The sequence below is a fragment of the Bradyrhizobium sp. 137 genome, from assembly GCF_023074095.1.
Classification (GTDB): Bacteria; Pseudomonadota; Alphaproteobacteria; order Rhizobiales; family Xanthobacteraceae; genus Bradyrhizobium.
Genome location: NZ_JADPKU010000062.1, coordinates 1 through 12,500, shown reverse-complemented (window position 1 = coordinate 12,500; position 12,500 = coordinate 1). Strand labels below are relative to the sequence as shown.

The window sequence follows — 12,500 nt, the reverse complement described above, 5'->3', positions numbered from 1 at the left end:
GCCTTAGCTGTAGGTCCGGGTTGTTTCCCTCTCCACGACGGACGTTAGCACCCGCCGTGTGACTCCCGCATATTGCTTTCGGGTATTCGGAGTTTGGTTGGGTTTGGTAAGACGGTAAGTCCCCCTAGCCCATCCAGTGCTCTACCCCCCGAAGCATTCGTGCGAGGCGATACCTAAATATCTTTCGCGGAGAACCAGCTATTTCCCAGTTTGATTGGCCTTTCACCCCTAACCACAAGTCATCGGAGCCTTTTTCAACAGGCACCCGTTCGGTCCTCCAGTGAGTGTTACCTCACCTTCAACCTGCTCATGGCTAGATCACTAGGTTTCGGGTCTAATACAACGAACTTGGCGCCCTATTCAGACTCGCTTTCGCTACGCCTTCGCCTATCGGCTTAAGCTTGCTCGTTAAATTAAGTCGCTGGCCCATAATACAAAAGGTACGATGTCACCCAGAACGAATCTTGGGCTCCATCTGTTTGTAGGTGTCCGGTTTCAGGTCTATTTCACTCCCCTCGTCGGGGTGCTTTTCACCTTTCCCTCACGGTACTGGTTCACTATCGGTCGCTGAGGAGTACTTAGGCTTGGAGGGTGGTCCCCCCGTGTTCAGACAGGATTGCACGTGTCCCGCCTTACTCGTGGATACATCATCGCATTACTCGTACGGGGCTATCACCCTCTAAGGCCCAGCTTTCCTGACTGGTTCCGATTGTCTCTGATGTATCACTGGCCTGGTCCGCGTTCGCTCGCCACTACTAACGGAGTCTCTGTTGATGTCCTTTCCTCCAGGTACTTAGATGTTTCAGTTCCCTGGGTTCGCTTGAAACCTCCTATGTATTCAGAAGTCTCATACCTTCTCTTGATAACCGGAAATCCAAAACCTCGCGGTTTGATTTCTCGCATTTCTGGTCGAACCCCAACACACAAGGTCTTGGAGTTCCGGCTATCGAAGGTGGGTTTCCCCATTCGGAAATCCGCGGATCAAAGCTTCTTCGCAGCTCCCCACGGCTTATCGCAGCGTAGCACGTCCTTCATCGCCTCTCAGCGCCAAGGCATCCACCGAACACCCTTAAGGCACTTGATTGCTCTCATTATCAATGTCCACACACTCGGCAGAATGTTGTCTGCACGATTGCCTTGCGGCGCGCACCCTCGATGAATGCTACGTACAGCCGGACATTGACTAGAAAGACCAGCTTGCTTCGTAAGATCGTTCCGATAGCGAGGCGGTCAAGCTTCGCTAAAAGGATCATTTACAACTCGCACATCTTCCAGAGGCAACCTTGTGAGCCGCACTGAAAGGCGCGCGAGCGCCGAAATGATCCGGAGATAATGAAGGCTCGCGCAGCGATTTGCTGCACGACCCAACTCGGATCGATCTCCTCTTTACGATGTCAGAAAACACGCAGCTCATTGTCCATCCGGACTAATGAGTGCGAAGTGATGTTTCGCGGACGACGGTTGAATACCTGCAAACACGGCGTCGATGATCAAACCATCTGGTGGAGCCAGACGGGATCGAACCGACGACCTCATGCTTGCAAAGCACGCGCTCTCCCAGCTGAGCTATGGCCCCGTAACCAGAAGACGAAGCGCGATGCTCGTACCATGGCTTGCCGAGCCGAAGCTCGCGCTGACTAGCCCGCCTTCGCCCACAGGGCTTCGGCGCGGCAGCCTTGCACTCGCTGGCGCGAGCGAAGGCTGGTGGGCCTGGGAAGACTTGAACTTCCGACCTCACGCTTATCAAGCGCGCGCTCTAACCAACTGAGCTACAAGCCCCTAACGCTATCCTATCAGGACTAGGGTCTTGCGTGCATGCATCGGCGACCAGCGCCGAATGCAATCGCACAGCGCAGCCCCGGCGCGTGTTCGTCCGCGAAGAAAGAGAAACGAAGACGGCGAAATCCCGCCAATGCAGCTCAACGATCTGGCGATCTGTTGGCCACTGATGTTTCTAAAACGATCCGATAGTGAGCGTGAGCTCGCTGAAGGATCATCCTTAGAAAGGAGGTGATCCAGCCGCAGGTTCCCCTACGGCTACCTTGTTACGACTTCACCCCAGTCGCTGACCCTACCGTGGCCGGCTGCCTCCCTTGCGGGTTAGCGCACCGTCTTCAGGTAAAGCCAACTCCCATGGTGTGACGGGCGGTGTGTACAAGGCCCGGGAACGTATTCACCGTGGCGTGCTGATCCACGATTACTAGCGATTCCAACTTCATGGGCTCGAGTTGCAGAGCCCAATCCGAACTGAGACGGCTTTTTGAGATTTGCGAAGGGTCGCCCCTTAGCATCCCATTGTCACCGCCATTGTAGCACGTGTGTAGCCCAGCCCGTAAGGGCCATGAGGACTTGACGTCATCCCCACCTTCCTCGCGGCTTATCACCGGCAGTCTCCTTAGAGTGCTCAACTAAATGGTAGCAACTAAGGACGGGGGTTGCGCTCGTTGCGGGACTTAACCCAACATCTCACGACACGAGCTGACGACAGCCATGCAGCACCTGTGTTCCAGGCTCCGAAGAGAAGGTCACATCTCTGCGACCGGTCCTGGACATGTCAAGGGCTGGTAAGGTTCTGCGCGTTGCGTCGAATTAAACCACATGCTCCACCGCTTGTGCGGGCCCCCGTCAATTCCTTTGAGTTTTAATCTTGCGACCGTACTCCCCAGGCGGAATGCTTAAAGCGTTAGCTGCGCCACTAGTGAGTAAACCCACTAACGGCTGGCATTCATCGTTTACGGCGTGGACTACCAGGGTATCTAATCCTGTTTGCTCCCCACGCTTTCGTGCCTCAGCGTCAGTATCGGGCCAGTGAGCCGCCTTCGCCACTGGTGTTCTTGCGAATATCTACGAATTTCACCTCTACACTCGCAGTTCCACTCACCTCTCCCGAACTCAAGATCTTCAGTATCAAAGGCAGTTCTGGAGTTGAGCTCCAGGATTTCACCCCTGACTTAAAGACCCGCCTACGCACCCTTTACGCCCAGTGATTCCGAGCAACGCTAGCCCCCTTCGTATTACCGCGGCTGCTGGCACGAAGTTAGCCGGGGCTTATTCTTGCGGTACCGTCATTATCTTCCCGCACAAAAGAGCTTTACAACCCTAGGGCCTTCATCACTCACGCGGCATGGCTGGATCAGGGTTGCCCCCATTGTCCAATATTCCCCACTGCTGCCTCCCGTAGGAGTTTGGGCCGTGTCTCAGTCCCAATGTGGCTGATCATCCTCTCAGACCAGCTACTGATCGTCGCCTTGGTGAGCCATTACCTCACCAACTAGCTAATCAGACGCGGGCCGATCTTTCGGCGATAAATCTTTCCCCGTAAGGGCTTATCCGGTATTAGCACAAGTTTCCCTGTGTTGTTCCGAACCAAAAGGTACGTTCCCACGCGTTACTCACCCGTCTGCCGCTGACGTATTGCTACGCCCGCTCGACTTGCATGTGTTAAGCCTGCCGCCAGCGTTCGCTCTGAGCCAGGATCAAACTCTCAAGTTGGACTTGAACTTTGAACCGGCTGATCACAACGTTTGACGAGGTCCCACCATACTCGCGAAGCGATTCACATCGCTTGCGAACTGACCTCAATGAAGAGGCCATGGTGTTACCTTTGAAACGTGTACCGCCGAAGTCTTTCGTCCGGTCTCGATCAGAAAAGCCGAAGCTTCTCAGAAGCGAGACCCGCAAGGACTCCGCCGTCCACGTTTCTCTTTCTTCATCTTCACTTGTCAAACAGCCCGGGACCTTGGAGGCCCCAACCTTCCAGCGTGGAAGGGTTCCGACACCCTTACCGACGATGAATGACTCCAACCGACTGGTGTCGATTGTTGTGTCACTCAACAAGGTGAGGAGCATCAGTGGCGCGTTCGCTCGCCTTGGTCAGTGACCCGGCGGCGCCGCGCTCAGTGGTTGGGGTTATAGTCCCCCCTCATCGGGATTGTCAACGCCCATCGTCAACAAATCGTCGCACAGTGGATCGACGAAGAAATTCTCGTGTTTCCAGGCAGTTAGAAGGACGGAGAACGGTCGGGCCGATGCTGTGCGAGGAAAAAACTGAAAAAAGTTTGCGCCCCCGGCGGGCTCTGGAGCGGGCTTCGGAGGCGGTTTGGGAGAGGGCTTGGGACGCCCGTCCGGGGGAGGCCTCCCGCGTCCGCCCTTCAGGAAACTTTTTCCATATGAGGCGCCGTACTTGAGCCACAATCCCGCGGCGTTCTGATAAGAGACAAGCTTGAATCGCGGGGATGCCAGTGGGGGCTGCCGGCGGTTTTCATGGGTCAGAGGAAGGCGATCTTGCAGATGGCGCGGCCTTCCTCCGGCATTCGAGAGACATCGAGAGACCTTCTTCCGTTTAGCTGTTCGTAATTTCGGCCGGCCCGTCATCGGGGCCTTCTGACCGCGAACGCCTATGCGGCTTGCCCTTTTCCTGCGATACGCCTCGAAGAGGGCGACCGGGAAAAGGCTCGATACGGGGCTTTTGGGTCGTAGAATTGGGGGACTTTGGGTTGAACCACAGGACGTCACGCAGCGCTTACGGGCGTGAGACCGGGATCATCGATCTCGGCCACGAGCCGCCGCTGTCGGTCGACGGTTCTGAGGCCGCCGTGATCGATCGCCGCCGCGTCTCGGTACAATGGTTCAGCGGGACGATTCTGACCGGACTCTGCGGCGCGGCCCTCATCGGCGGCGCCGTTTTCGCGTCGCTCGACGGCGAGATGACCTTCGCCAAGGTGCCGGAGCGGGTCGAAGGCGCGCTGCGCGGTGCATTCGGCGCAGCCGATCGCGCCGCCACGCTGCACAAGAGCGACCGCCTGCCGCCGCCAAGCGAATCCACGGCTTCGCGCAACATCGTCCGCGTCTCCACGGTCGCCCGCGTCGGCAACCGCGACGTGATGCGGGTGCGCCCGTTCGTCCGCATCGCCGGCAATCTGTCGATGACGACGAGCGATCTGTCGGCGAAGATTCCGCCGTTCAACGCCCAGCGCATGCTCACCGACGTCGGCTCCGATCCGAAGACCGCCTCCGACGACCCGAACAATCCCGAAGCCGTCGAGCCCGACGCCGAGGTCTCCTTCGTCACCAAGGACCTGTCGCCGGTGCTGCCGAAGGCCAAGATTTCCGCGGTGGTGGCGCTCGACGACATCCTGATGCGGGTGCGCGATGCCGCCAATTGGCGCGGCAATGGCGGGGTGCGCTACGCCTCGCTCGCCAATGCCGCCGCCGACGTCTCCGGCGCGACCGGCGCCTCCGACATCAAGATGGCCTATGCCACCGAAGTATCGCCGTCCGATCCCTATGCCGGCTTCGAGACGCGCGTGGTGCCGGAAAACGTCACGCTGCTGCCCAAGACCAAGGAGCAGATCACCGGCGGCAATCCCAACGGCGAACGCGTCCACATGGTCAAGAAGGGCGACAGCGTCGCTGGCGTGCTGCGCGATCTCGGCGCCACCGCCGACGAGATCAAGGCGATCACCGCAACGCTCGGTCCGCGCGGCCGCGACGGCGGCCTGAAGGAAGGCGAGAAGCTCCGCATCCTGATGGCGCCCGCAAGCCCGGGCGCGCGCCTGCAGCCCTACCGCGTCGTCGTCGCCAACGACACCATGGTCGAGGCGATCGCGGCGCTGTCCGATCTCGGCAAATACGTCGCGGTCGACGTCTCTAGCATGAACACCGTCACCGACGCCGCGGCCAACGCCAACAGCGACGACGATGACGACGATGACGGCTCCGGCGTGCGGCTCTATCAGAGCATCTACGAGACCGCGATGCGCAACAAGGTGCCGATGCCTGTCATCGACGACATGATCAAGATCTACTCCTACGACGTCGATTTCCAGCGCAAGGTGCAGCCGGGCGATTCCTTCGACGTGTTCTACGCCGGCGAGGACGAGGGCGTGACCGCCAGCGAGAAGAATGAGGTGCTGTTCGCTTCGCTCACCGTCGGCGGCGAGACCAAGAAATACTACCGCTACCAGAGCCCCGACGACGGCGTCGTCGACTACTACGACGAGACCGGCAAGAGCGCGAAGAAGTTCCTGGTCAGGAAGCCCGTCAACAACGCCATCATGCGCTCCGGCTTCGGCGGCCGCCGCCATCCCATCCTCGGCTACGTGAAGATGCACACCGGCGTCGACTGGGCCACCGCCTACGGCACGCCGATCTTCGCCTCCGGCAACGGCATGATCGAGAAGGCCGGCCCCGAGGGCGGCTACGGCAAGTACATCCGCATCAAGCATGCCAACGGCTACGAGACCGCCTACGGCCACATGTCGGCCTTCGCCAAGGGCATGGAAGTCGGCAAGAAGGTGCGGCAGGGCCAGGTGATCGGCTTCGTCGGCTCATCCGGCCTGTCGACCGGTCCGCACGTCCACTACGAGATCCTGGTCAACGGACGCTTCGTCGACCCGATGCGCGTAAAACTGCCGCGCGGGCGCTCGCTGGAGGGACCGATGCTGGCGAGCTTCGAGAAAGAACGCGACCGGCTGGACGGCATGATGAGCGGCCGCGGCGGCGCCATCGCGAGGATGTCGGATGCGACCGGCGGGCCGTTACAGGTGACGAACCGCTAAATCGGCACGGCCGGGCGCCACCTCACAACGTCAAGTTTCGTTTGCCAAAGCCGCTTGACGGGCGAATACTTTCCGAAAAATGGGAGGTCTCGCCATGAAGAACAGGCTCGCCTGCGCAGCCCTGGTTGCTGCAGTTTTCTCCATCACGAGCGCATCGGCTGAGACCTTGCCGGCAACCTGGGAGGTCACCAAGCTCGTCCCGGGCTCCGCATTCCACGGCGTCCACGGGCTTGGCATCGACAAGGCCGGCCATCTGTTTGCCGGCAGTGTCGCGGGCGCCGCGCTCTACGAGGTCGACATCGCGGGCGGCACGGCCAAGATCGCGATCCCCGCGCCGATCGGAATGGCCGACGACATCGCGTTCGCGCCCGACGGCACCATGGCCTGGACGGGTTTCCTCGCCGGCGATCTCTATGCCCGCAAGGGCGACGGCCCGATCAAGAAGCTTGCTTCCGGCCTTCCCGGCATCAACTCGCTCGCCTTCCGCAAGGACAGCAGGCTCTACGCCACCACCGTCTTCCTCGGCGACACGCTCTATGAGATCGACGTCGAGGGCATCAAGCCGCCGCGCCAGATCATGGAGAAGATGGGCGGCCTCAACGGCTTCGAGTTCGGTCCGGACGACAAGCTCTACGGCCCGCTCTGGTTCAAGGGACAGGTCGCAAAAGTCGACGTCGACAACGCCGAGCTGACCGTCGTCGCCGATGGCTTCAAGATTCCGGCCGCGGTGAATTTCGATTCCAAAGGCAACCTCTTTGTGGTCGACACCGCGCTCGGCCAGCTCGTCCGGGTCGATCCGAAGTCCGGCGCCAAGACCATGGTCGCGCAACTCAAGCCGTCGTTGGACAATCTCGCGATCGACGGCAAGGACCGCATCTACGTCTCCAACATGGCTGATAACGGCATCCAGGAGGTCGATCCGGCGACCGGCCAGGCCAAGCAAATTATCATCGGCAAGCTGGCCCTGCCCGGCGGCATCGGCGTCACCTCGGACAATGGCAAGGATACGATCCATGTCGCCGACGTGTTCGCCTATCGTACGGTCGACGGTGTCACCGGCGAGGTCACCGAGAAGGCGCGCATGCACGCCGCCGGCGTCACCCTCGAATATCCGATGAGCGCGACAGCAAAGGGCAGCGACGTGGTCCTGTCGAGCTGGTTCACCGGCACGGTGCAGGTGATCGACGGCAAGACCGGCGCCACGCGCGACATGCTGCACGGTTTCAAGGCCCCGCACGACGCGATTGTGCTCGCGGACGGCAGCATTCTGGTGGCCGAGCTCGGCACCAAATCGCTGGTCAAGGTCAGCGGTGAGCATGGCCAGGATCGCGCCACGCTGGTTGGCGATCTCGAGGGACCGGTGGGTCTCGTCGGCGGATCGGCTGGCGAAGTTTATGTCACCGAGGCCTTCTCCGGCGCCGTCTCCCGGATCGACAAGAACGGCGCAAAGACCGTGCTCGCCAAGGAACTAAAAATGCCCGAAGGCATTGCGCGCGCCAGCGACGGCAAGCTCATCGTCGCGGAAGTCGGCGCCAAACGATTGGTCGAGATCGCGCCGGAGACCGGCAAGGTGACGGAGATCGCGGCCAATCTTCCGATCGGCCTGACAGGCGCACCCGGCGGCCTGCCGACGCATATCCCGACGGGCGTCGCGGTCGGTGCGAGCGGCGTCATTTACTTCACCTCGGACGTGGAGAATGCGATCTACAAGGCAGTGAAGAAGTAGCGACCGCCGGAGAAGAGCTGACCGCGGAACCCAGGCTTGGGTTCCCGGTTAGACGCTGACGGAAGCCCACCAGCAGGAGGATCGCCCATGACGCGCCTCTCACGTGACGACGTCGTCAAGGCCGTGGACCGGGCCGATGACGTCACCATTGCCCAGATCATCGGGACCGGCGCGACGGCCGAGGAACTCGCCGAAGCCCAGGCCTGGCTCGCCAATGACGAGCCGATGATCAACGACTTGCGGCCGCTGGCGCAGGGCCGGGTGCGCGAGCTGGTGGATATTCTCTCGGAGCTCGAGGAGGACGACGAGGAGCAAGGCCCCGCCGCTCCCGGCTCCGCGTCCGCGCTCAGCTAGCCAGCGAGCCAACCGACAGTCGCCCCGGAAAGACAGATCTCTCCGGGGCGTCCTGTTGCTTCAGGCGGCAGAAACGCTTAGTTCAGCTTCCGCTTCGGCACCGGGGCCTCGAACTGGGCGATCTCCGCAGTCTGCGGCGCCTTGCCGTTGAAGGTCAGCACATTGCCTTCGGACGAGATCGCAACGCTGTCGCCGTCGCTGACCTCGCCGGCCAGGATCATCTCGGCGAGCGGGTCCTGGAGATAGCGCTGGATCACCCGCTTCAGCGGCCGTGCGCCGTAGGCGGGATCCCAGCCCTTGGCAGCGAGCCAGTCGCGGCCTGCGGCATCGAGCGTCAGCACGATCTTGCGATCGGTGAGGAGCTTCTGCAGCCGCGCGAACTGGATCTCGACGATCCGGCCCATCTCGCTCTTCTGCAAGCGGTGGAACAGAATGATCTCGTCGACGCGGTTGAGGAATTCGGGGCGGAAATGCCCACGCACCATTCCCATCACCTGCTCGCGCACGGCCGAAGTGTCCTCCCCTTCCGGCTGGTTCACCAGAAATTCCGAACCGAGGTTCGAGGTCATGATGATCAGCGTGTTGCGGAAGTCGACGGTGCGGCCCTGGCCATCGGTCAGGCGGCCGTCGTCGAGCACCTGGAGCAGGACGTTGAACACGTCGGGATGCGCCTTCTCGATCTCGTCGAACAGCACCACCTGATAGGGCCGGCGCCGCACCGCTTCGGTGAGCGCGCCGCCCTCGTCATAGCCGACATAGCCCGGAGGCGCGCCGATCAGCCGCGAGACCGAGTGCTTCTCCATGTATTCGGACATGTCGAGGCGGACCATCGCGGTCTCGTCGTTGAACAGGTACTCGGCAAGCGCCTTGGTCAGCTCGGTCTTGCCGACGCCGGTGGGGCCCAAGAACATGAACGAGCCGGTCGGCCGGTTCGGGTCCTGCAGGCCTGCGCGCGAGCGGCGCACGGCGGTTGCGACCGCACGCACGGCTTCGGCCTGGCCGACGACGCGCTTGCCGAGCTGATCCTCCATCTTCAGGAGTTTCTCCTTCTCGCCTTCCAGCATCTTGTCAACGGGCACGCCGGTCCAGCGCGAGACCACCTGCGCGATGTGGTTGGCAGTGACCGCCTCCTCCATCATCTCGCCGGCGTTCTCCTTGGCCTCGATCTCCGCGAGCTTCTTCTCCAGCTCCGGGATCCTTCCATAGGCCAGCTCGCCGGCCTTCTGGAATTCGCCGCGCCGCTGGGCGTTGGCCAGTTCGACCCGCAGGCCGTCGAGCTCGGCCTTCAGCTTCTGGGCATCGGAGAGCTTGCTCTTCTCCGCGCTCCAGCGCGCCGTCAGTGCCGCAGACTTCTCCTCAAGCTCGGCAAGGTCCTTCTCCAGCGTCTGGAGCCGGGACTTGGAGCCGGCATCGCTTTCCTTCTTCAGCGCCTCCTGCTCGATCTTGAGCCGGATGATCTCGCGGTCGAGCGAGTCCAACTCTTCGGGCTTGGAATCGACCTGCATCTTCAGCCGCGCCGCGGCCTCGTCCATGAGGTCGATGGCCTTGTCGGGCAGGAAGCGGTCGGTGATGTAGCGGTTGGACAGGGTCGCGGACGCCACAAGCGCCGAATCCGTGATCCGCACGCCATGATGCTGCTCGTACTTGTCCTTCAAGCCGCGCAGGATCGAGATGGTATCCTCGACCGACGGCTCGCTGACGAAGATCGGCTGGAAGCGCCGCGCCAGCGCCGCATCCTTCTCGACGTGCTTCTGGTACTCGTCGAGCGTGGTCGCGCCGATGCAGTGCAGCTCGCCGCGGGCGAGCGCCGGCTTGAGCAGGTTGGAGGCGTCCATCGCGCCATCGCCCTTGCCGGCGCCGATCAGCGTGTGCATCTCATCGATGAACAGGACGTAGGTGCCCTCGCTCGCGGTGACTTCCTGGAGCACGGCCTTCAGCCGCTCCTCGAATTCACCACGATACTTCGCGCCGGCGATCAGGGCGCCCAAGTCGAGCGCAAGCAACTTTTTGTCCTTGAGGCTGTCGGGCACATCGCCATTGATGATGCGCAGCGCCAAGCCCTCGGCGATGGCGGTCTTGCCGACGCCGGGCTCACCGATCAGCACGGGATTGTTCTTGGTCCGGCGCGACAGCACCTGGATGGTGCGGCGAATCTCCTCGTCACGGCCGATGACCGGGTCGAGCTTGCCGTCGCGCGCCGCCTGGGTGAGGTCGCGGGCATATTTCTTCAGCGCGTCGTAGGCATTCTCGGCGGTCGCGCTGTCCGCGGTGCGGCCCTTGCGCAGCGCTTCAATGGCCGCATTGAGATTTTGCGGGGTGACACCGCCCTTGTTGAGGATCGCGCCGGCCTCGCTGGTCTTCTCCAGCGCCAGACCGAGCAGCAGCCGCTCGACGGTGACAAAACTGTCGCCGGCCTTCTCGCCGGCCTTCTCGGCCGCGTCAAAGGTGCGGGCGAGCTCTGGCGCGAGATAGATCTGGCCAGCGCCGCCGCCGGACACCTTCGGTACCTTGTTCAGCGCGTCCTCGGTCGCCTTCAGGATTGCACGCGAATTGCCGCCGGCGCGGTCGATCAGACCGGCGGCCAGCCCTTCAGTGTCGTCCAGCAGGACCTTCAGCACATGCAGGGTGGAAAACTGCTGGTGCCCCTCGCGCATCGCAAGCGACTGCGCGGATTGGATGAAGCCCCTGGAGCGTTCGGTGTACTTCTCGATATTCATGTCTTTTCTATCCCTCGGCCTGCCCTCGGAGCCCTCAAAGGCACTCCAGACGGCATCTTCATTGGGTTTCCGATCACCGTATTGACGTTGCAACCGGTAACGGTGTTCTGCCGGCGGTGCCGCCGGCCTGAGGCAAATGTGGGAAGCGGGTCGCGGATGCGGAAGAGGCGCGTTCACAATTTCGTGCGCTCATGGGCCGCTTTGCGCGGGCCTGCCGAATCCCCTAAGTAGCGGCATGATAGCCAACCGCACCGCCGAGATTACCGGCCTCTACCGCTACCCGATCAAGGGCCTGACGCCGGAACACCTGACCCGCGTCGCGCTGCGGAGCGGCCAGACCCTGCCTGCCGACCGCCGCTACGCCATTGAGAACGGGCCGAGCGGGTTCGATCCCGAGGCGCCCCAGTGGAAGCCGAAAATCCAGTTTCTGATGCTGGCGCGCAATGAGCGACTGGCCTCCCTCGACAGCCGGTTCGAGGACGCGACCAATCGCCTGAATATCCGCAAGGACGGCCAGATCGTCGCCAGCGGCGATCTCGAGAGCGCTGCCGGGCGCACCGCCATCGAGAGCTATTTCAGGGAGAACTTTCAGCCGGAACTGAAGGGCCCACCCAAGGTCCTGTCCGGCCGCGACCACAGCTTCTCCGACGTCGCCCGCAAGGTCGTGTCCATCATCAATCTCGACAGCGTCCGCGCCCTCGAGACCATGCTCGGCGGCGCCACCGTCCACCCGCTGCGCTTCCGCGCCAATCTCTATGTCCAAGGTTGGCCGGCTTGGTCCGAGCTCGACCTCGTCGACCAGACGCTCGCAATCGAGCGGGCGCGGCTGAAGGTGGTCAAGCGCATCAAGCGCTGCCCGGCCACCAACGTCGACCCGGTGACCGCCAAGCGCGACCTCGAGATCCCGCCGGCGCTCTCGCGCCATCTCGGCCACATGGACTGCGGCATCTATGCCGAGGTGATCGAAGATGGCGAGATCGGCGTCGGCGATGCGGTCGCGGTGGGAGAGCCGAGACTGGTGTGAGCCGATACCGCCTCAACACACTCCGTCATTGCTGTGCATGTTCACTAATTCGCTGATTGGATCGCTCCAGCGGAGGACGATCCGATGCGCGACAACAGCTATGACCGGACGATTGAGCG

5 protein-coding genes, 2 tRNA genes and 2 rRNA genes (1 of these 9 running past the window's edge) are annotated in these 12,500 nt (G+C 61.9%); 4 read left to right on the top strand and 5 right to left on the bottom strand.

Annotation, left to right across the window (positions count from 1 at the left end):
* From IVA78_RS19170 to IVA78_RS19155, 4 genes are all read right to left on the bottom strand, one after another.
* A 23S ribosomal RNA gene (locus IVA78_RS19170) occupies nucleotides 1-1,084 on the bottom strand (it extends 1,761 nt beyond the left edge of the window).
* Nucleotides 1,085-1,500: 416 nt separating this feature from the next.
* Nucleotides 1,501-1,576 (bottom strand) — tRNA-Ala (locus IVA78_RS19165).
* 126 nt (nucleotides 1,577-1,702) lie between these two features.
* Nucleotides 1,703-1,779, bottom strand: a tRNA-Ile gene (locus IVA78_RS19160).
* Between the two features lie 224 nt (nucleotides 1,780-2,003).
* Nucleotides 2,004-3,492: ribosomal RNA gene (locus tag IVA78_RS19155) — 16S ribosomal RNA — on the bottom strand.
* The 16S and 23S rRNA genes sit together here with 2 tRNA genes alongside, the layout of an rRNA operon.
* A gap of 1,004 nt (nucleotides 3,493-4,496) precedes the next feature.
* On the opposite strand from IVA78_RS19155, the gene IVA78_RS19150 reads away from it, so the two are divergent.
* The 3 genes from IVA78_RS19150 to IVA78_RS19140 all read left to right on the top strand — a co-directional run bounded on the left by IVA78_RS19150 (nucleotide 4,497) and on the right by IVA78_RS19140 (nucleotide 8,640).
* Nucleotides 4,497-6,560, top strand: coding sequence for a M23 family metallopeptidase (locus tag IVA78_RS19150; protein ID WP_247467026.1), 2,064 nt, complete (start codon nucleotides 4,497-4,499; stop codon nucleotides 6,558-6,560).
* 94 nt (nucleotides 6,561-6,654) lie between these two features.
* Nucleotides 6,655-8,286, top strand: coding sequence for a hypothetical protein (locus IVA78_RS19145; RefSeq protein WP_247467024.1), 1,632 nt, complete (start codon nucleotides 6,655-6,657; stop codon nucleotides 8,284-8,286).
* A gap of 87 nt (nucleotides 8,287-8,373) precedes the next feature.
* Entirely contained in the window at nucleotides 8,374-8,640 is a 267-nt protein-coding gene (locus tag IVA78_RS19140) for a hypothetical protein (protein WP_247276784.1), read from the top strand.
* Nucleotides 8,641-8,717: 77 nt separating this feature from the next.
* Here IVA78_RS19140 and clpB read toward each other — a convergent pair whose 3' ends face one another.
* Nucleotides 8,718-11,357 carry an ATP-dependent chaperone ClpB gene (gene clpB, locus IVA78_RS19135; protein ID WP_247467022.1) on the bottom strand — a complete coding sequence of 880 codons (2,640 nt, stop codon included), beginning with the start codon at nucleotides 11,355-11,357 and terminating at the stop codon, nucleotides 8,718-8,720.
* A 235-nt stretch (nucleotides 11,358-11,592) separates the two neighbouring features.
* Here clpB and IVA78_RS19130 point away from each other — a divergent pair, with 235 nt between their 5' ends.
* On the top strand, nucleotides 11,593-12,381 hold the full coding sequence (locus tag IVA78_RS19130) for an MOSC domain-containing protein (protein ID WP_247467021.1): 789 nt from the start codon (nucleotides 11,593-11,595) through the stop codon (nucleotides 12,379-12,381).
* The last annotated feature ends 119 nt before the right edge of the window (nucleotides 12,382-12,500 follow it).